Source organism: Achromobacter sp. UMC46 (assembly GCF_014170335.1).
Lineage (GTDB): Bacteria > Pseudomonadota > Gammaproteobacteria > Burkholderiales > Burkholderiaceae_B > Achromobacter.
The window spans coordinates 39,090-59,347 of record NZ_LZZS01000016.1 but is presented as its reverse complement, the minus strand read 5'-3'; the positions used below and the strand labels follow the sequence as shown (position 1 = coordinate 59,347).

Annotated in this window: 18 protein-coding genes and 1 tRNA gene; 4 read left to right on the top strand and 15 right to left on the bottom strand. The window is 65.0% G+C overall.

What is annotated here, in order from left to right:
- Positions 1–9 precede the first annotated feature (9 nt).
- The 4 genes from A9973_RS14860 to A9973_RS14845 all read right to left on the bottom strand — a co-directional run bounded on the left by A9973_RS14860 (position 10) and on the right by A9973_RS14845 (position 4,534).
- Positions 10–1,509, bottom strand: coding sequence for a PLP-dependent aminotransferase family protein (locus A9973_RS14860; protein WP_183014511.1), 1,500 nt, complete (start codon positions 1,507–1,509; stop codon positions 10–12).
- 80 nt (positions 1,510–1,589) lie between these two features.
- Positions 1,590–2,366 (bottom strand): SDR family oxidoreductase, encoded by a 777-nt coding sequence (locus A9973_RS14855; RefSeq protein ID WP_183014510.1) that lies wholly within the window; start codon positions 2,364–2,366, stop codon positions 1,590–1,592.
- Positions 2,367–2,398: 32 nt separating this feature from the next.
- Entirely contained in the window at positions 2,399–3,313 is a 915-nt protein-coding gene (locus A9973_RS14850) for a 3-keto-5-aminohexanoate cleavage protein (protein WP_183014509.1), read from the bottom strand.
- A gap of 9 nt (positions 3,314–3,322) precedes the next feature.
- Entirely contained in the window at positions 3,323–4,534 is a 1,212-nt protein-coding gene (locus tag A9973_RS14845) for an ABC transporter substrate-binding protein (RefSeq protein ID WP_183014634.1), read from the bottom strand.
- A 148-nt stretch (positions 4,535–4,682) separates the two neighbouring features.
- Between A9973_RS14845 and A9973_RS14840 the strand changes: the two genes are divergently transcribed.
- Positions 4,683–5,435, top strand: coding sequence for a Crp/Fnr family transcriptional regulator (locus A9973_RS14840; protein ID WP_255469163.1), 753 nt, complete (start codon positions 4,683–4,685; stop codon positions 5,433–5,435).
- A gap of 40 nt (positions 5,436–5,475) precedes the next feature.
- On the opposite strand, the gene panB is transcribed toward A9973_RS14840, so the two are convergent.
- The 10 genes from panB to A9973_RS14790 form a co-directional block, all read right to left on the bottom strand.
- Complete coding sequence (gene panB / locus A9973_RS14835; RefSeq protein ID WP_183014508.1) at positions 5,476–6,351, bottom strand: 3-methyl-2-oxobutanoate hydroxymethyltransferase; 876 nt, start codon at positions 6,349–6,351, stop codon at positions 5,476–5,478.
- A 99-nt stretch (positions 6,352–6,450) separates the two neighbouring features.
- Positions 6,451–7,494 (bottom strand): RNA methyltransferase, encoded by a 1,044-nt coding sequence (locus tag A9973_RS14830; protein ID WP_183014507.1) that lies wholly within the window; start codon positions 7,492–7,494, stop codon positions 6,451–6,453.
- 72 nt (positions 7,495–7,566) lie between these two features.
- Positions 7,567–8,289 carry an SDR family NAD(P)-dependent oxidoreductase gene (locus A9973_RS14825; protein ID WP_183014506.1) on the bottom strand — a complete coding sequence of 241 codons (723 nt, stop codon included), beginning with the start codon at positions 8,287–8,289 and terminating at the stop codon, positions 7,567–7,569.
- 2 nt (positions 8,290–8,291) lie between these two features.
- Positions 8,292–9,335: a histone deacetylase family protein gene (locus A9973_RS14820; RefSeq protein WP_183014505.1), complete on the bottom strand. Its 1,044-nt coding sequence runs from the start codon at positions 9,333–9,335 to the stop codon at positions 8,292–8,294.
- 30 nt (positions 9,336–9,365) lie between these two features.
- A complete protein-coding gene (locus A9973_RS14815) occupies positions 9,366–10,964 on the bottom strand; it encodes an ABC transporter ATP-binding protein (protein WP_183014504.1) in 1,599 nt (532 codons plus the stop codon).
- Between the two features lie 3 nt (positions 10,965–10,967).
- A complete protein-coding gene (locus A9973_RS14810; protein WP_183014503.1) occupies positions 10,968–11,804 on the bottom strand; it encodes an ABC transporter permease in 837 nt (278 codons plus the stop codon).
- Positions 11,801–12,778, bottom strand: coding sequence for an ABC transporter permease (locus A9973_RS14805; RefSeq protein WP_370539491.1), 978 nt, complete (start codon positions 12,776–12,778; stop codon positions 11,801–11,803). Before A9973_RS14805 ends, A9973_RS14810 begins: the two co-directional genes overlap by 4 nt.
- 16 nt (positions 12,779–12,794) lie before the next feature.
- Positions 12,795–14,387 carry an ABC transporter substrate-binding protein gene (locus tag A9973_RS14800; protein WP_183014501.1) on the bottom strand — a complete coding sequence of 531 codons (1,593 nt, stop codon included), beginning with the start codon at positions 14,385–14,387 and terminating at the stop codon, positions 12,795–12,797.
- Positions 14,388–14,472: 85 nt separating this feature from the next.
- Positions 14,473–15,798 carry an aspartate aminotransferase family protein gene (locus A9973_RS14795; protein WP_255469162.1) on the bottom strand — a complete coding sequence of 442 codons (1,326 nt, stop codon included), beginning with the start codon at positions 15,796–15,798 and terminating at the stop codon, positions 14,473–14,475.
- An 11-nt stretch (positions 15,799–15,809) separates the two neighbouring features.
- Positions 15,810–16,916: a phosphotransferase gene (locus A9973_RS14790; protein ID WP_255469173.1), complete on the bottom strand. Its 1,107-nt coding sequence runs from the start codon at positions 16,914–16,916 to the stop codon at positions 15,810–15,812.
- A gap of 316 nt (positions 16,917–17,232) precedes the next feature.
- Between A9973_RS14790 and A9973_RS14785 the strand changes: the two genes are divergently transcribed.
- The 3 genes from A9973_RS14785 to A9973_RS14775 all read left to right on the top strand — a co-directional run bounded on the left by A9973_RS14785 (position 17,233) and on the right by A9973_RS14775 (position 20,073).
- Positions 17,233–17,931, top strand: a complete 699-nt coding sequence (locus A9973_RS14785; RefSeq protein WP_183014499.1) for a GntR family transcriptional regulator — start codon at positions 17,233–17,235, stop codon at positions 17,929–17,931.
- A gap of 199 nt (positions 17,932–18,130) precedes the next feature.
- Positions 18,131–19,213, top strand: a complete 1,083-nt coding sequence (locus A9973_RS14780; protein WP_183014498.1) for a type IV toxin-antitoxin system AbiEi family antitoxin — start codon at positions 18,131–18,133, stop codon at positions 19,211–19,213.
- Complete coding sequence (locus tag A9973_RS14775; RefSeq protein ID WP_183014497.1) at positions 19,201–20,073, top strand: nucleotidyl transferase AbiEii/AbiGii toxin family protein; 873 nt, start codon at positions 19,201–19,203, stop codon at positions 20,071–20,073. Before A9973_RS14780 ends, A9973_RS14775 begins: the two co-directional genes overlap by 13 nt.
- Before the next feature lie 81 nt (positions 20,074–20,154).
- On the opposite strand, the gene A9973_RS14770 is transcribed toward A9973_RS14775, so the two are convergent.
- Positions 20,155–20,228: transfer RNA gene (locus tag A9973_RS14770), tRNA-Gly, on the bottom strand.
- Between the last annotated feature and the right edge of the window lie 30 nt (positions 20,229–20,258).

The window sequence follows — 20,258 nt, the reverse complement described above, 5'->3', positions numbered from 1 at the left end:
CGTGGCCCGCTATCGTCTTCCAAGCGCATGCGACAACCGCTGCATGGCGGTGTCGATCTCGTGCTCGGTCAACGAGGAATACCCCAGTACCCAGCCCTGCCGCTTGTCCGCGCCGGCATATAGCCGGCTCAGCCCCGGCAGCAACAGACCTGCGGCCGCGGCCTGCCGGATCGTCTTTTCCTCGGACCAGCCGCGCAGCAGCATGCAGGGGATCTGAAGCCCGCCCTCGGGCCGCAGCGCGGTGGCGATGCCCGCCATGTGCTTGTCCAGCGACCGCAGCATAGCGTTGCGGCGTGCGGCGTACAGCTTGCGCATGGCGCGGATATGGGTGTTGTAATGCCCGTCTTCCATGAAGCGCGCCAGCGTCAGTTGCAGGATCTGCGGCGTATGCCCGTCCAGGATGCTGCGCGCGTAGGCGAAGGCGCTGACCAGTTCGCGGGGCAGCGCCATGTAGCCCATCCTCAAGCCGGGATAGAGCGTCTTGCTGAAGGTGCCGATGTAAAGCGTGCGCTGGTACTTGTCCAGGCCCTGGACGCAGGCGGTCGGCAAGCCGTCGTAGTGGAATTCGCTGTCGTAGTCGTCTTCGATGATCCACTTGCCGTTCTCGGCCGCCCAGCGGGTCAGTTCCAGCCGCCGCGCCAGCGACAGGGTCGCGCCCGTGGGGTACTGGTGCGAGGGCGTCACATACACGCAGTTGGCGCCGCTGCGGTCCGCGCGCAACAGGTCCGTGCGGATGCCCTGCGCGTCGACGTCGATAGGCACGATCCGGGCCTCGGCGGATTCAAAGGCCTTCTTGGCGCCGAAGTAGCCCGGGTTCTCCAGCAGGATCGGCTTGCCGGCGTCCACCAGCAACTGCGCGCACAGGAACAGGGCCTGCCGCGTGCTGCTCAGCACCAGGATCTGGTCGGGCGACACCTTGGCGCCCCGCTCCAGGTTCAGATAGGACGCGATCGCCTTGCGCAACGGCGCCGCGCCTTGCGGATCACCGTGCAGCAGTACCTGATCGCGATGATCCTTCAGCGCCTGGCGCTGCAAGCGCTCCCACACATCTGTCGGAAACGTCCGGGTCTCGGGCAGCCCCGTCGCAAATGCCTGGACCGCCCGCTGATCGCTGACGCCGCCGCTGTCGAAAATCATCTTGCCCCGGCGGCTCAGGCCCGCCCCCGGCTCGGCCAGGCCGCGCTTGTCGTCGGCAAGCCGGATGCGCCGCGCCGCAGCCCCGCGCAATTCGGCGCCGACGGTGTCGGACACATAACTGCCCGACCCTTCGCGGCGGACGATGTAGCCGTCTCGGTGCAACTGGACGTAGGCGTTCTCGACCGTGTCGCGCGCCACGCCCAACGACGCGGCCATGGCGCGCGTCGCCGGCAATTTCACGCCCGGGTCCAGCGCGCCGTCCAGGATCAAGGCACGCAGCGCCCGCTGGATGCGCTGATGCAGGTCCAATCGCTGGACGTCCGCATCATTCATGCGGATCTTCAGCGTTTCAAGTTCGAATGCCCGGGTCATGCGGTCTGGTCGCTAGAAGAAAATCTGCCATGGAAGCAGACCATTCTATCCGGCGGCCGGACGCCTTCTATTTGCCCTGCTTATCCCAGATACTCGACGTTGCCGCACACCGAGATGCTTTGCCCGCTGATCATCGCGCCTTCATCGGAACACAGGAACGCCACCTGGTTCGCCACATCCTCAGGCTGCGTCATGCGGCGCAGCGAGACTTTCTCCACGAGCTGCATGCGCATCTCGTCGTGGCTGACGCCCCCGGCCGACGCGCGGGCGGCGATCACGCGTTCCACGCGGTCGCCCGCCACCACGCCCGGCAAGACGGAATTCACCCGGATGCCGTCCGGGCCCAGCTCCATGGCCCAGGTTTGCGTCAAGCCAGCCAAGCCGAATTTGCTGGCGCTGTAAGGCGTGCGCAACGAAAAGCCCAGGCGGCCCGCGACCGACGAGATATTGACGATGGATCCGCCTCCCGCCGTCCGCAGCAACGGCACGGCGCTCCGGGCGCACAGGAACGTGCCGGTCAGGTTCACGTCCAGCGTGGTCCGCCACGCGTCCAGCGCCGTATCCTCCAGCCGGCTCGTCGGGCCGGACACGCCCGCATTGTTGATCAACGCGTCCAGCTTGCCCCACCGTCCGGCCAGGTCATCGAACATGGCAAGCACCTGGGCCTCGTCGGAGACGTCGGTCACGCTGGCGCTCAAGGCCGGATACGCGGCGCGCGCCGCCTGGCAGGCGCCGGCGTCCACATCGCAGATATGCACGTCGGCGCCGGCCAGCAGGAATTTCCGCGCAATGGCCAGGCCGATACCGTGCGCCCCAGCGGTAATCAGGACGCGCTTGCCTTTCAAGGATTCGATCATGTCGCTTTGTCGATATAGGTTCGGAAGCCGGGTCAGAGCGCGAACGCCGGCCGGATGCCGCTCTGCAGCGGCAGGCCCAGCATCTCGCGCGCTTCGGCCGGAGTGGCGGGCTCCATGTCCATTTCCCGGATCACGCGGACGATGCGTTCGGTCAGCTGGACGTTGGTGGCCAACTCACCATGACGGTAGTAAAGGTTGTCTTCCAGGCCCACCCGCGCGTGCCCGCCCAGCAGCAACGCGCTGATGTTGGCTTCAAGCTGCGCCGGCCCGATGCCGCTGACGCAGAAAATGCTGTTCTTCGGCAGCAGGTCGACCATCATCTGCAGATGCCGGGGCGAGAACGGCATGGCGTTCTGGAAATTCCGGTGCACGTTCATCACCAGGTTGATGAAATGCGGCGCTTCGTCCAGGCCCTCGTTGATGAGCGTCGTCGCATCCTGCAGGATGTGCGTCGGGCTGAACACCTCCCACTCCGGCTTGATGCCGCGGGCCTGCATGGCGGCCGCCATCTCGCGCGCACGGGTCAGCGGCGTGTTCATCAGGTATTCGCGGTCGCCGAAGGCCAGGTTCAGCGTGGTGGCGTCCAACGTGCACATCTCGGCGCCCGCATCCATGCCTTTCAGCCGCTCTTCCCACAGGATCTCCCAGGTGCCCGGCGACGTTTCCTTGACCATGTCGCCATGCACGCCCCCGCCCGTGGAATTATTCAGGACGATGTCGCAACGGTCGCGGATGCGCCGGTTCATGTCGCGGTAGATATCGGCGTTGCAGGTGGCCAGGTCGTCGGGCCGGCGCGCGTGCAGAGCCACCACGCTGGCCCCGGCGTTGTAGCACCGGTATACGTCTTCGGCGATTTCCGCGGGCTGCGTCGGCAGATGCGGGTTCTGGCTTTTCAGCGCCATGCCCCCCGTCGGGGCGATGGTCACGATGACTTTGCGTTTAGACATGGGTTCTCCTTACTTCCACAGCGCGCACCGACTTTCCGCCTTGGCCGTGAAGGCCTCGTTGCCGTCGATGGTCTGCACCACGTTGAAATAGTCCCAGGGCGCCTTCGATTCGGCGGGCGTCTTGACCTGAAGCAGATACATGTCGTGCACCACCCGGCCGTCCGGACGGACGACGCCGTCCTTGATGTACAGGTCGTTCAGCTTGTTTTCGCGCATATGCGCCAACACGCGGTCGGCGTCATCGGTGCCGGTGGCCTTGACGGCGCGCAGATACTGCAACGCCGCCGAATAGTCCGCCGCCTGCAGCGACGACGGCATGGCCTTGCGCCGTTCGAAGAACTTCTGGCTCCATGCGCGCGTCTCATCCGACGCGTTCCAATACCAGCTGTCGGTCAGGTACAGCCCCTGCGCCGCATCCAGGCCCATGGCATGGATATCGTTGATGAACATGATCAGCCCAGCCAGCCGCATCGTCTTCGTAATGCCGAATTCGTTGGCCGCCTTGATCGCGTTGGTCGCGTCGGCACCGGCGTTAGCCAGGGCCAGGATTTCCGCCTTGCTGCTTTGCGCTTGCAGCAGGAAGGACGAGAAATCGCTGGACGCCAGCGGATGCTTGACCGACCCCACCACCTTGCCGCCCGCCGCCTCGACCACCTTCGTGGTGTCGGCCTGCAGCGCATTGCCGAAGGCGTAGTCGGCGGTCAGGAAGTACCAGCTCTTGCCGCCCGCCTTGACCACTGCGGCCCCCGTGCCGCGCGCCTGCGCGACCGTGTCGTAGGCGTAGTTCAGGGTATAGGGCGTGCATTGCTCGTTCGTCAGCGCCGGAGCGCCCGCGCCCACCACGATGATCGGCTTCTTCTTGTCGGCCGCCACCTTCGACATGGCAAGCGCCGTGCTGGAATTGGTGCCGCCGATCAGCATGTCCAGGCCCTTCTGGTCGAACCACTCGCGCGCCTTGGCCGAGGCGATGTCCGCCTTGTTCTGATGGTCGGCTGTCAGCAGCTCGATCTTCTTGCCGTTGATCTCGCCGCCCATTTCCTCGATCGCCATCTTGATGGCCTCGGCCCCGCCGGGGCCGTCGGGGCCGGAATAGACGCCGGACATGTCGGTGATGAATCCGATTCGAATGACATCGTCGGAAATCTGCGCATGCGCAACACCCGCGCTGAGCGTAACGGCCGCGCCGCAAACAATCGCGGCGCCGGACAACCTGCGTGGCATTGACAACATACCTGTCTCCTCTTATGGTTTTCGGCTCTTAGGGCCTCGGCTATTCTGGGACTGGACCTGCCAGGCGGACAGTCATCAAGTTGACAAAGCGCCCTAGGGTTTACCTGTGCGGGGCCACCACTGCTGAATAGGGAGCACTATGCGCGGACCGCCCACCGGTACCGGCAACGAATCGCCCGGCGCCAAACGCCGGCCGGCGCCATGCCCTGTCGACAACATGCTGGACGTCGTCCCCTGGTACACCGGCTTGCCGGAGCTAGAACGCGGCCTGGTCCGCGCGGAATTGCGCATCCTGTCGCTGCGCACCGGCGAATACCTGTTCCGCGAAGGCGCCAAGTCGCCCGGCTGGTATGGCGTGGTCGAAGGGCTGGTGAAATGGTCGTCGCGCGGGTCAGACGGGCGTTCCCTTTCGCTGGCCGGTTTCAGCACCGGAAGCTGGTTCGGCGAAGCCACCATGATCCGCCGCGAACGGTTCGAATACGAAGTGGTGGCGCTGCGGCCAAGCCGGATCGTGATCTTGCCGCGCGACACCTGCGAGCGCCTGTGGAACAACAATATCGAGTTCACCAAGGCGCTGATGACGCACCTGGCCCAGCGGGTCAACTGGCTGATGGCCTCGTATACCGGCAATGTGCTGCTGGACGTCGACACCACGGTGGCGCGCGCCGTCGCGGCGCAACTGGACGCGGAAGCGCATTCCGGCACCAATGGCCGGTTGAAGATATCGCAGGAAGAAATCGCCAGCCTGTGCGGCGTGTCGCGGCAGCGCTGCAATACGGCGTTGGTGACACTAGCCCGAGCCGGCGTCCTGCAAACGCACTACGGCGGGCTGACGGTCCTGGACCGGGACGCGCTGTACCGCCATGCCAAACTCGATCGGGAGCAATCATGAAAAAGCCGTTCAACCTGGCCGTCATGCTGACCCCGGCACCTCACCAAGCGTGTTTGGCGTCGTCCGGAAACGACCCGTCCTTCACCGCCCGCACATAGCTTGCCATCGCGCTCTGGACGCCGTCGCTGCCTTCCATGAAGTTGCGGACGAATTTCGCCATCCGGCCCAGGTTGACGCCCAGCATGTCGTGCATGACCAGCACCTGCCCGGCGGTGCCGCGGCCCGCGCCGATGCCGATGGTGGCGCAAGCGGCCAGGTCGGCGGTGATGGACGCAGCAAGCGCCGCCGGCACCATTTCCAGGACCAGCATCGTGGCGCCAGCCGCTTCCAGCGCCGCGCTGTCCTCGCGCAAGCGCGCAGCTGCCTCGTCCGTCCGGCCCTGCACGCGGAACCCGCCAAGCGACGAGACCGTTTGGGGCGTCAGCCCAAGATGGCCGCACACGGGCACCCCGCGCTCCACCAGGAACCGCGCCGTTTCCGCCACCCAACCACCGCCCTCAAGCTTGACCATCTGCGCGCCGGCGCCCATCAGCGCTACGGCCGACGCGATCGCCTGCTCTTTGGACACCTGATAGCTGCCGAACGGAAGATCCGCCACGATCAGCGAGCGGCCCTGCGTGCGCCGAACGCCCTCCGCCACGCATCGCGTGTGATACGCCATGTCGTCAAGCGATACCCCGACCGTGCCGTTGCCCCCCTGGCAGACCATGCCCAGCGAATCGCCCACCAGCAGCGTGTCGACCCCGGCCGCGTCCGCCACGGCCGCGAACGTCGCGTCGTAAGCGGTCAGCATGGCGATTTTCTCGCCTTGGGCGCGCATGCCCGCGAAGGTCTGGACGTTGACCTTCTTCGGCGTGTCGGCCGGGCGCAATCCGTAGGGAGCGGCTGCTGGCGGAGAATTCTCGGGCGTATTCATCTTGGGCGGCCTGGCCTTCTGTGGCATTGAATCGTCTGGGATGGCGTGCGGCCGATACGGAACCACACATGCTTTCGCAGGATAACTCAGCCGTTTCGGCTACACCGCCGCACGCTGGCGGTGCAGCGCGACGACCTGCGTTGTGCCGATGGCCCGGGCGCGCAACTGCCCGCAGCCGCCATCCACATCCTGCCCGGCGCTGTTCCTTACCTTGGTCAACAATCCGCGGCTATGGAGGTAGTGGACGATCTCGCGGATACGCTCTGGATCGGGGCGTTGATAGTCGTCGCCCTCAAGACTATTGAACGGGATGACGTTGAGGACGCAGTACTTGCCCTTGAGCAGCCGCAGGACGGCGTCGAGTTCGTCGTGGCCATCGTTGACGCCCTTGAGCAGCGTCCACTGGTATTGGATCGGGTATCCGGTGTCGCGGGCGTACTTTTCGCCAAGCTCGATAAGGTCTGCCGGCGCGATTTTCGGCGCGCGCGGCAACAGGTGTTCACGCAACTCGGCCTTGGTCGAGTGCAGCGACAGCGCCAGGGCGGGTTTGACGCGTTGCTGCGGCAGGGCCTCGAACACGCGCAGATCGCCCACCGTGGAGAGCACCAGGTTCTTGTGGCCGATATTGCCTTCGGTGCCAAGCAGGTCGATCGCTTCGAGCACGTTTTCCAGGTTGTGCGCCGGTTCGCCCATGCCCATGAAGACGACTTTCTTCACGGAGCCCAGACGCCGTGCCAGCACGACCTGGGCAAGGATCTCCATGCTTGATACCTGACGGATCAGGCCGCTCTTGCCGGTCATGCAGAAACGACAGCCCACCGCGCAGCCGACCTGAGACGAAACGCAAAGGCCGTCACGCGGCAGCAGCACGCTTTCCACCATCTGCCCATCGGCAAGCTCGACGAGCAGGCGCGTGCCGTCGTTGCCGGCATGTTCAGAGCGGATACCGGCCAGGCCGTCCAGCTCCGCCGTCAAGGCGGGCAGCGCATTGCGCAGCGACAGCGGCAGAAAGTCCTCTGAACTCCGCCGCCGCGTGCCGGTGTCGAGCGCTTGCCCGTTCAGCCAGACGCGCACGATCCGGCCGCGATGGACGGGCCGGGCGCCGAGTGCGGCAAGGCGATGATCGAAGTCGGAATAGCGCATAAGGAGCAGATTGTACTCAGCCGGGCCCGGGCTAGCCGGACACCAGCCCGGCGCCGCGGCCTCCCTCCACGATCAAAATGCCGTTTCCACCCGCCAGCTGATCGGTATTTCCGCCACGCTGGCCGTGGCGGGAAGCTCCAGCGCCATCCGGGCGATCCGGGCCACTTCCTGGGGCTGGGTCAATTGCGCTTTGACGGAGTCGTCCACGCCGTCGGCCATGTCGGTGGCAACAAAGCCCGGACAGATCGCCGTACAGCGGATCCGATCCCCTTCGCCCGCATGGCGGATTCCGTGGGCCAGCATCAGCGCGGCGGCCTTGCTCATGGAATACAGCCCGCCTTCCGCCGCCCGCACGCGCTTGCCGGCCAGCGAGGCAATCACCAGCACGCGGCCCTCGGGAGCGGCCTGCAAATGCGGCCACACCAGCCGGGTAAGGCGCATGGGCGACTTGACGTTGACGGCGAAGATATCGTCGAAGTCCTCGTCGCTCGCCTCGATCACGGACTTGCCGCTCAGGATGCCGGCGTTGTGGACGATCGCGTCGATTCGCCCGAAATGGCCGTGCGCCGCGGCCACCCAGGCCGCTTCACTTGCCGGATCCCGCGCATCGAAGGGCGATCCGTGGCAACGATCCGCCCCATACTCCGCCAACGCCGCCACCGGCTGGCGTGTTCCCGCCGACACCCGCCAGCCGTGCGCCAGCAGTTCACGCGCCAGGGCAAGCCCGATGCCCCGGCTGGCGCCGCTGATAAGCACCACACGGCCCTCGCCCGCCTCGCGTTCAGCAGTCGTCATGTCTAGGTTCCCTGGCGTTTCAGATAGCCTTCGACCAGCGAGTTGACGTTGGCGCGCAGCGTATCGACCTTGTAGCCCCCTTCCTGAACGAACAGGGTCGGCAGGCCAAGCTGGGCGATTCGGTCGCCCAGTACCGCGTAGTCGGCAGTGTCGATGTCCAGGTTGCCGAACGGATCGTGGCGGAACGTGTCGAAGCCCGCCGCCACCACCAGCACGCCCGGTGCGAAATCCTTGATCCGTTCAAGGGCATGGTCGAAGTAGCCAAGGTAGCCGCTGATCGCCGTGCCGCCTTCCATGGGCAGATTGCAGTTGTAACCTTCGCCGGCGCCGCTTCCAATCTCGTCGGCATAGCCGCAGATGAATGGAAATAGCGTTTCGGGCTTTCCGTGCAGCGACACGGTCAACACGTCGTCGCGGTCGTAGAAGATCTGCTGCGTGCCGTTGCCGTGATGCACGTCGATATCCAGCACGGCCACGCGGCCAAACCGCTTGGCCAGGCGCTGCGCGGCGATCGCCGTGTTCGCGATGTGGCAGCCGCCCATCGCCAGGTCGCGCATGGCGTGATGGCCCGCGGGCCGCAACAGCGCATAGGCGCTGCGTTCGCCCGCGATGATCGCGTCGGCGGCCGCCACTGCGGCGTCGACGCTGCCGTTCATATTGGCCCAGGCGTCCTGGACCAATGGCGAACCGCCGTCGCCCAGGTAGCGGCCGGCGAGCGTCACCGGGATCTGCGTGCGCAACGTGGGGAAATAGCGGTTCGTCGTGATGTAGGGCCGCACTTCGAATGACGCATCCGGCGCCTTGGACCATTCGTCCCAGGCGGTTTCCAGATAGTGCAGATAGTCCGGGGCATGGACTTCGAACAATTCGGCGGGGCGTTCGGCGGCGCGGTGCACGAACTGGCAATCCAGGCGCAGGTCGTCCTTCAGCGCGGCAAGGATTTCGATGCTGCGTTCGGCGCGATCGTGGTGCTGCTTGAGCAGCCCACGGATCATGGCGTTGCCAGGCCAGGGCACGTCATGGGTCGGGGAGATGAATGCTTTCACTGCGCGATCCTATAAAGCGTGTGGGTGTGTTTATTTCCAGCTTCTTCCGGGCACCGCGGCGATCAGTTCGCGGGTGTACTCGTGCTGCGGATTTTCCAGGACCTGGGCGGTCAAACCCTGCTCGACGATTTCGCCATGCTTGAGCACGATGACGCGGTCGCACAACTGGGAGGCCACGCGCAGATCGTGTGTGATGAAGAGCATGGAAAGATGCAGCTCATGCTTCAGTTGGCGCAGCATGGCCAGTACCTGGTCCTGCACCGATACGTCCAGCGCCGACACAGGTTCGTCCGCCACGATCAGCTCGGGCGTCACCGCGATGGCGCGCGCAAAGCCCAGGCGCTGGCGCTGCCCCCCCGAAAACTCATGGGGATAACGATCCAGCGCGGACGGATCCAGCTTGACCAGTTGCATCAGTTCGCGCGCCCTGTCCATCGCCGCGCTGGCCGACATGCCGTGCCGGCGCATGCCGCCGGTCAGGATGCGCGCCACGGTATGGCGGGGGTTGAGCGACCCATACGGGTCCTGGAAGATCATCTGCACCGAACGGCGCCGTGCCGGGTCGGCGAACGCGCCGTCTGCCAGCATGTCGGCCCCGCGCAACCGCACTTCGCCATCGTCGACGGACACCAGACCCGCCAGCATGCGGCCGATGGTCGACTTGCCCGAACCGGACTCGCCCACCAGCCCCACCGTCTCGCCGCGCCGGATATCGAATGACACGCCCTTGACTGCCGGGAACTGCTGGGCCGGGCCGAACCACTTGCCCTTGCGCACATACGTCTTGCGCAGGTTCTTTACCGTCAGCAAGGCGTCGGCCTGAACCTTTCCGGCGGGCGGTGGCCGAAACGACGGCACGGCCGCCAGCAACGACTGCGTGTATGCCTGCTGGGGATCGCGCAGCACCTGCTGCGCCGAGCCGGACTCGATCACGCGGCCGCCCTGCATCACGACGATGCGGTCGGCGATTTCCGAGACCACGCCAAAATCGTGCGTGATGAACAGCACGGCCAATCCCTTGCGTTGCTGGATGTCCTTGATCAGGGCCAGTATCTGCGCCTGGGTGGTGACGTCCAGCGCCGTGGTCGGCTCGTCGGCGATCAGGATGTCGGGCTCCAGCGCCAGGGCCATGGCGATCATGACGCGCTGGCGTTGTCCGCCCGACAGTTGGTAGGGATAGGAATCGACGATGCGGGCATGGTCTGGCAGGCCAACCGAGGTCAGCAGCTCGGCGACACGCGCATTCACCCGGGCGGCATCGCGCATGCCGTGCGTGCGCAACATTTCGCCGATCTGGCGGCCGCAGCGCATCAGCGGGTTGAGCGCGCTGAGCGGTTCCTGGAACACCATGGCAATGCGCTTGCCGCGCACGCGGCGCAGCTCGCCCAGCGGCATGCCGGCCAGCTGCAGCTCGCCCAGCCGGATATCGCCGCCGGCGATCCGCAGGCCGCGCGGCAAGAGGCCAAGCACGGCATGCGCCAACGTGGACTTGCCCGACCCGGACTCGCCCACCACGCACACGATTTCGCGCGGATTCAGGGCAAGGCTGACGCCATCCACCGCCAACGCGCGGTCTCCGCCCGCCGGCAGTGAGATTGACAGGTTTTCAATCTGAAGCAACGACGCCACGGCTCACCCCTTGCGATGGAGACGGGGATTGAGCGCATCATTGAGCCCCTCTCCCATCAGGTTGACCGCCAACACGGTGACGAAGATCGCCACGCCCGGGAACAGGCACATCCACCAGGCCAGGCGCAGGAAGGTGCGCGAGGCGCCCACCATGTATCCCCAGGTCATCAGGTTGGGATCGCCCAGGCCCAGAAAGCTGATCGCGCTTTCCAGCAGGATGGCGTTGGCCACCATTAGCGAAGCCATGACGATCAGCGGCGACACGCAGTTCGGCAGGATTTCGGCAAACACGATGTGGGTGCGCGAATAGCCCTGCACCGTGGCGGCCTCGACGAACTCGCTGGACTTGACCCGCATGAATTCGGCGCGCACCAGCCGGGCGATCGGCGGCCAGCTCACCAGCGCCACGGCGGTAATCACCGAACCGAAAGAGGGCTGGAATATGGCCACCAGCACAATGGCGAACAGAAAGCTGGGGATGGTCTGGAAGATCTCGGTCACGCGCATCAGCAGCTCGTCCCAGCGCCCGCCCAGGTAACCGGCCGGCACGCCCACCAGCATGCCGATGAACACCGCGACCACGGTCGCCACCACGCCCACGAGCAGCGAGGCCTGCGCGCCATGCACGATGCCCGCTGCGATATTGCGGCCCATGGAGTCGGCCCCCAACCAGGCGCCGGCCTGCTCGAACGGATGCAGGAACGGCGCTTCGGTGGCGTCCCAGGGGTTGATCGGATAGAGCCACTGGGCGCCCAGGGCCATCAGCACGATGGCGGTCAGGCAGACCAGCCCCACCACCGCACCGGCATTGCTGAAATATCGCTTGATCAATGACTTCATGATTGACTCTGCATGCGAGGATCGACGACGCGGTAGATCAGGTCAGTAAGCAGGTTGAACGCCACCACCACCACCGACGTGCAGAAAAACACCCCCAGCAGGACGGGATAGTCGCGCTGCTGCAGTGCGTCGAAGGCCAGCCGGCCGATGCCCGGCCAGGCGAACACGGTTTCCACCAGCACCGAGCCGCCGATCAGTTGGCCCGCCTGCATGCCGGCAAGCGTTATGACGGGCAGCACGGCGTTGCGCAGCTGGTGCACCCACACCACCCGGCCCGACGACAGGCCCTTGGCCCACGCCGTCTTGACGAAATCGGCGCCCTGTATCTCGTTCATGGAGGCCCGCGCCAGACGGGTATAGACTGCCAGGTTGAAGCCCGCAAGCGTGACGATGGGCAACAGGGCGTGCTTGGCGATGTCCAGCATGCGCGGCACGCCCGTCAGCGACGAACCCATGGTCTCGTAGCCGAACGCCGGCAACCATCCCAGGCTGACCGAGAACCCCAGCACCAGCAGTAATCCGACCCAGAAGATGGGCGTCGCGTAGAACGCCAGCGACGCCGCGGTGATGACCGAGTCCAGCCACCTTCCCCGGTAGCGGCTGGCCAGCGCCCCCAGCAGGATCCCGCCCAGCAGGGCGATGAGGAAAGCCGGGATCGCCAGCACCAGCGTGGCCGGCAAGCGGTCGGCGATCATGTCCCAGACGGGGCGTTGCTGCCGGTAGCTGTATCCCAGATCCAGCGTGGCGATGGATTGCAGGTAGCTTCCCAGCTGCACCACCAGGGGTTGATCGAGCTTGAACTCCTGGCGCAACTGTTCCAGGAACTTCGCGTCTGACGATCCGGCTTCGCCGGCCAGCACGCTGACCGGGTCGCCGGGCGCCATGTGCACCAGGGCAAAGTTGATGACCGCGACTGCGACCAGCACCGTGACCGATTTGCCCAGCACGGAAAGTAAGGGCCGCAGCCACCTCATCATGCGGTTTCCCCTCTTACTTCTCGATGTAGGTCGTCGCGAAGCTTTCCGCCACGCCGATGGCGGACGTCGTCACGTTCTTGACCTTCTTGTTGGTGATGGTGGGGAACGCCAGTTCGACCAGCCAGGCGGTCGGCGCATCCTTGGCGACCTGGCCGTAGGCCTGCGAATAGAGCTGCTGGCGCTTGACCGGGTCGACTTCCTTCGCGGCGGCGATCAGCGCGGCGTCCACGTCCTTGTTCACATAGCCCGACGTGTTGGTGCCGTAGCCGCCCTTGTGGATATTGTCCGAACGATAGGTACGATCCACGCCCAGCGCCGGATCCGAGTACTGGTACAGGTACTCGACCACGGCATCGAACTCCCAGTTGGAGTAGCGGCGCGCCCAGCTGCCCGCGTCGGTGTTTTCCAGCACGACGTCCACCCCGACTTTGGACAGCGAACTCTTGACGTACTCGGACACCTTGTTCCAGGTATCGCCATAGGGCAGGCCCAGCAGTTTGATGCTGGCGCGCTTGCCGCTGGCATCCGGCTTCAGGCCCATTTCGTCGAGCAGCGCAATGGCCTTCTTCGGGTCGTAGTCGTAGCGCGGAAGCTTGTCGTCGTAGAAGCGCGTCACCGACGACACCGGGCCCGTGGCCGGGCGCGCGGCGCCGAAGAAAATTCGCTCGGCGATGAACTTGCGGTCGATGGCGTACTGGATGGCCTGGCGGAAACGCGCGTCGTCCATCGGTTTGGTGCGGTGGTTGAGTTCGATCGCGGCGTGCGAGCCGGTGAACTCGTACCCCTGGGTCGTGACCTCCAACTGCGGGTTGGCCTTGATCTGCGGCAGGAAAGCGAAATCGATGTCGCCAAAGCTGGCCACCTGCACCGAGCCGCTTTCCAGGGCGACCAGGCGCGAATTGGCGTCCGGAATCACCTGGAAATAGATCTTGTCCAGGTACGGCAGGTTGGGACGCCAGTACTTGTCGTTGCGCTCCAGCAGCACAAAGCGGCCGCGCTGCCATTCCTTGAACTTGAACGGCCCGGTGCCGATCGGCGTCTGGTTGGCCGGGTTGTTGCGGAAGTCTGTGCCTTTGTATATGTGCGCCGGCACAATCGGCGCGGACGACACCTCAAAGGCGTTGATGAACGGCGAGTACGGCTCTTTAAGCGTAATGACGACCGTGAGCGGCCCGGTCTTCTCGATGTTCGCCACATGGCTGAGGTTGTTGCGCGCTCGCGCGTGCACCTCGGGCAGGTATTCCTTGAGTGAGAACAGCACATCGTCGGCGCCGAACGGCTTGCCGTCGTGCCAGGTCACGCCTTCCTGCAGCTCGAAGGTATAGGTCAGGCCATCGGGCGAAACGGTCCACGACTTGGCAAGGCTGGCCTGGGGATTGAGCTTGAAGTCATAGGTCAGCAGGCTCTCGTAGATCTTGCCGCCGACGATCTGGGTGGGCGTCTGCTGGTTCAGGCCCAGCATCAGGACGGGTGGCTCGGGATTCAGGATGACGTTAAGCGTGCCGCCATGCGTCTGCGCCATGGCCGACGCGCCTGCGCCGATGGCAGCTGCGCCCGCCAGCAGGACATGCAGTGCCGTTTTTCTGAAGAACATAGTGTTGCGCATGAGGATTCCCTTGCTTGTTCGACGTGGTGGGGTGGGACCGGTCTTCTTATGAAGCGTCTTGTTGTGTGGTTGTCTTGTTGGCCGCTCAGCGCATCGCCGCGCGGCACTGCTCGTCCAGGGCTTGCGCCAGGATGCCGGCATGCTCGGGCTGGAACACCAGCGGCGGACGGATCTTGAGCGTAGAAGCCTGCCGGCCAGCCGTGCCGAGCAGCACGCCGGACTGGCGCAAGCCATTGACGATCCGTTGGGTCAGGCGAGCGGCATGCGCCGCATCCCCATCGGGCGCGACGATGTCGACACCCCAGTACAGGCCTTGCCCGCGCACCGGCCCCAGGCAATCGTGGCGCTGCGCCAGATCGTCCAGCACTTGCGCCATGACCTGGCCGGTGCGCTCGACGTGGGCTGGCGCATCCATGCGCGCCAGCTCGTCCAGCACGGCCAGGCCGACGGCCGACGACACCGTGTTGCCCCCGAAGGTATTGAAATAGCGGCACTGCAGGCCGAAGACCTCTGCCAGGCGCGACTGCACGACCAGGCCGCCGATCGGATGGCCGTTGCCCATGGGCTTGCCCATGGACACCATGTCCGGGATCACGCTATCGCGCTGGAAAGCCCACCAGTTGGCGCCCATCCGCGCAAAGCCGCCCTGCACTTCGTCAGCGACGAACAGGCCACCGCGGGCGCGCACGCGTTCGGCCGCCAGCGTCAGCGCTTCGCTGGGGTCGGCATACATGCCGTCGCTGGCGAACACGGTGTCGACCATCAACGCGGCCACAGGCGTGCCGGCGGCTTCCAGCTCATCGGCCGCTGCATCCACGCAGGCGGCGAATTTCGCCGCGACCTCGTGCGGCGTACCCTTCAGAAGGCAAGGCGCCGGTATCGTTCGGACGTGCGCCCCGACGGGACGCAGCGACGGCGACACGTCGGCCAGCGCCATCGTCACGCCGTGATAGGCATTCTCGGTGATGATCACGCCCCGCCGCCCCGTCGCCTCGAAGGCGATGCGCAGCGCCAGGTCATTGGCCTCGCTGCCCGTGCAGGTGAACATGGCGGTGTCCAGCGCATCCGGAAACAGCGCCAGCAAACGCTCGGCGTAATGCACCACGCCCTCGTGCAGATACCGCGTATGCGTATTCAGCACGGATGCCTGGCGCGATAGCGCCTCCACCACGGCGGGATTGGCATGCCCGACCACGGGCACGTTGTTGTAGGCGTCCAGATAGCGGCGTCCCGAGGCGTCGTACAGCCACACGCCCTCGCCGCGCACCAGCTCCACCGGCTCTTCGTAGAACAACCGGTAGGCCGGCCCCAGCGCCTTGCGCCGCGCCAACAAGTCTTGCTGCGCCTCGTTGCGGTTTACTGTCATCGCATGTCCTTCGTTCGATTCGTGCGCGGCGACGCGCAGTTCCATGCAGGACGCGCTCAACGGGCGCCCTGGCTCCATTCGTCGTACAGCTCGTTGAACAACGCCGTCGCCGCCGCCCGGCTGCGCAGGATGTAGGCGCCATTGCCGGGAAAACGCAAAGCGCGCCAAGACGGAATCGCCATGCGCTGCACCAGCCGCGCCAACACCAGATCCAGCACATGGCGCCGCTCTTGCGGCGTCAGCGGAGACACCGACTCGTAACCCGCCACGACGGCCGACAGCACGTCCAGGGGATTGCCGGTAGCCGTCATCTGGTAGGAGGCGGCGATGGCTATCTCGGCGATCCGCGGCGCATGGACCATGTCGCCAAAGTCCAGAATGCCCGCCAGGTCCGTGCCGGCCGCATTGACCAGGATGTTGCTGGGCGACAGATCGTTGTGGATGATCTGGCAGGGCAACGCCGCCAACGCAGGCATGACGTCCTGCTCGAACACGTCCAGATAGGCGGCGATGCGCCCCCGTTCGTCTGCGGAATCGACCGCTCCCAGCATCGGCCGCACGCGCGCCACCTGACAGGCATCCCACAGGAACACGCGGTGCGCCGCCGGATGTTCGAAGTCTGCAAGCTGCGCATCCAGCTGCGCTGCCGCTCGGCCCACGGCGTGCCAGGACTGCGGCCCGGCCGACATGGCCGTTCCCGTCTGGCCGAGCAGGTAGCCATAGGCGCGCACCCGCACAGGGCCGGCAACGTCCGGCACATGAAAATCCAGCCAATCCTGGGCCGACGAGCCATCGTCGCAACCCGGCCTGATATCCGAATACTCAGTTGTCAGTCCGGCCGCGTCGGCCGGCTGGTGGTGCGGCGCCCGCACCGGGCCCATGCCGCGCCTGCGCGCTTCCAGGTGCTTGAGCACCGCGATCTGCATGCGCGTTTCATCCAGGCTTTCCGCGCCGTTGATGAACTTCAGCGTCAGCGACTCGCCGTCCGCCCGGCTGATCCGGAAATTCATGTCGCGCTCGCCCGACAACGGGGCGCACTGCACGTAACCGGGGTAGCAGGCGCCGGCGACGCGTTCCGCATCCTTGAGCCGGATCGGCGGCGGCGAATTCACCAGCAGGGCATCCACCGGCTCTTCCATCCCGGCGGCGGCATTCGACAGCATCACGACACATCCTGGTTTAGATATTTGATGCATCATGCATCAGGAAACAAAAATCACGATATCGGTGTAATCCCGGAGGCGCCAAAATCCCGGAAAACCGGCCCCGCCCGTCGGTTTCGCCTATAAGGCTGATAAAGTAGGGTGTGGGCAGCACGCCCGATATCCGCCCGCCCGGACCGACTTTTCCGTGGCGACCTTCAGACTCTTGGCACGTACTTTGATGCATCATCCGAGCGCAAGCCCTCATTCCGACCCTATCCCAGAAGCGCCCGAGCCGTCGCTGCCCCTGCCGCAGACAGAGGCGCGCTTTTCGGCCATGCAGTACGAAAGCATGGGCAAGCGGGTCTACACCAAAATCTGCAGCGCCCTGATGGAAGGCCAGCTCAGGCCGGGAGACCGGCTGCGTATCCGGGAGCTGGCGGCAGAGCTGGGCACCAGCATCACCCCCGTGCGCGACGGCGTGCTGCGCCTGGTACAGGATGGCGCGCTGACCATGCGCAGCGCGCGCGATATCCGGGTGGCCGACGTCACGCTGCCTGAATACCTGGAAATCCGCGACATCCGCCTGGAGCTCGAAGGCATGGCGGCCGCGCGGGCCGCCGAAGTCGCCACGGCCGAAGACATCGCGCGCATGGAAGCGCTGATCGAGCAGAACGAACAGGCGCTGGCCGCCGGCGACGTCCTGGCCGCCATCAGCCTGAACCAGCACTTCCATTTCGAGTACTGTCGGATCGCCAACATGCCGGTGCTCTTGAGCATCCTGGAACGGCTATGGCTGAAGATGGGGCCCTTGATCGCCCAGTGCTATACGGCAGGCGGACGCGACATGATCGACGGCCACTATTCCCTGCTTGCAGCGATGCGCAACCGCGACAGTCAGGCAGCCCGGGTCGCCGTCCAGACCGACATCCTGTCCGGCGGGCAGGTCATCCTGGAATTGAAGAAACGTTCGGCGAAGGCCGCCGACAATGCCGGCACCACGCAGGCGGCAAAACCGGCGCACGCATCAACATGAAGGCGATGGAGTCACGGCCAGTCGAGCCGGCCAGGCATTCCGGGAAAGGCTTGCGGCAATCACCCGATGGATCTCCACTATTGCTCCTTTCGCGCCCATAGGCATTTTCACTCTACAGGATAGTTTCAGCAGATGTTGAAATTCGGCCTTTAAGTGAAATCTTAGAAACGACTTTCAGAAAATATGGTATTTTCAGCGGATGCTGAAAGATGATCATTCAATGAAAGATGTGAAAGCTCGGGCTGGCGAGGCGCTGCGCCGGGCGCTTGAAAAGGTCCCGGTCCTTCAGATAGAAGGCATCGAACCCGAAGCCGTATCCGGCGATTGGGAGCCGGACTTGATCGCTCGGCTGCTCGTCAACGGCCAACGGCACCTACTTATCTGCGAATACAAATCGAACGGGCAACCGCGGTACGCCCGGTCCGCCTTGCTGGAGCTACGGAACTACATTGCGGAGCGAGCTCCCGAGGCGACGCCTGTCTTCATCGCCCCCTACATCTCACCCGCGGTGAGACGGTTGTGCGAAGAGAAGGACGTCAGCTATCTCGACCTAGAGGGCAACGCCCGGATCGCTTTTGGCAGCGTGTTCATCGAGCGCATGGTGGCGGACAAACCGGTGGCCGAACAACGCGAACTCAAATCGCTGTTTAGGCCAAAGTCAGCTCAGGTTCTGCGCGTCATGCTGCGCGAGCCCGGCCGTGCATGGCGCGTCACCGAGTTGTCGACAATTTCCGGCGTCAGCCTGGGGCACGTCAGCAATGTGCGCACCGGCTTGATTAATCGGGAATGGGCACGCGCCTCGGAAGACGGTCTCGTCCTCTCAGAACCCGATGCACTGTTGGACGCATGGCGGGACAGCTACACAGCACCGCCGGGTGAACGTCTGCGGTTCTACACACATCTGCATGGCAGCACGTTCGAAGATGCGGCCCGTACCGCGTTGCGCGCTGACGATGCTCCCAGACGTGCCGCTTTCGCATCGTTCTCGGCAGCGCAGTGGCTTTCGCCCTACGGCCGCACCGGCACGCACTACTTCTTCGCTGACGAGGATGGTCTGCGCAAGCTTCAGGCAGCGCTAAAGCTCGCGCCTGCCACAAAGGGCGAGAACGTGGTCATCACCGTGCCGAAAGACACAGGATTGTTCGCCGACACCATTGAACCTGCGCCGGGCGCAGTCTGCACGAGCCCGGTTCAGACCTACCTCGATCTCACCATTGCCGGCGAACGCGGCGCCGAGGCCGCCGACCACCTGCGCAAGGAAAAGCTTTCATGGCCCCAATGACACCGCCCCAGGAACCACAATCGGCCTCCGAATATGACGACCGCACGACCGCGGCAGTGAAATCCGTGCTGATCGAGATCGGCCAGATACTTGGCAGCTTCAGAGGCAAGTTCGCCATCATCGGCGGTGCAGTACCCTGGCTGCTGCTGGCCAATGAGGACATGCCCCACGTCGGCACGCTCGATGTGGACGTCGGTCTGGACGCGGAAGCACTCGGTGACGGCGAGTACGCAACCTTGATCGGTGCGCTCCAAGGCCATGGATACGCCCAACGCGACGGGCTTCGGCGCTTCCAACTGGTTCGCCAGGTTCCCGTGCGAGATGGCGGGGAGGCGATCGACGTCGTGGTCGATTTCCTGATGCCGCGCGACGCGGAGATCGTCAAGAACACCCCTCCCCTGATCAGCGACTTTGCCGTACAACGGGCCGACGGCGCTGACTTGGCGATGCGGTTCTATCAACTGGTGGCGGTGGCGGGCCCAATGCCGGACGGAGGGACCAACCGCGTGGAGATCGCGGTGTGCTCCATCCCTGCGCTGCTGGCAATGAAAGGCCATGCGCTGGCGGGCCGCTACAAGCAGAAGGATGCCTACGACATCTACTACTGCGTGCGGAACTACCCTGATGGCATCGAGGCGCTGGCGCAGGAATGTCTCCCGCTCCTGGGGCACGCAAGCGGCGAACGCGGTTTCCGCCACATCGCCGACAAGTTCGACGTCTTCGAGGGGCACGGACCCACCTGCGTGAGGCGCTTCGTCGAAGACACGCATGCGCTGGGTGACCGCACGCCCGAACAGTGGCAGCAGGATGCGTTCGGACAGATTGACGCGCTGCTACGCGCGATGGCGCTGCGAGGTTGAGTTACGCCCAACGAATGATCGCCGCATTGGAAAAGGCACAGCACCAGCATGCCAAACGCTAACGAAGGTATGGAGCGTGATTGGAGCGGGTGAAGGGAATCGAACCCTCGTATGAAGCTTGGGAAGCTGCCGTTCTACCATTGAACTACACCCGCTCGGGTGTCGTGCCGCAGCGCAGGGGCCAC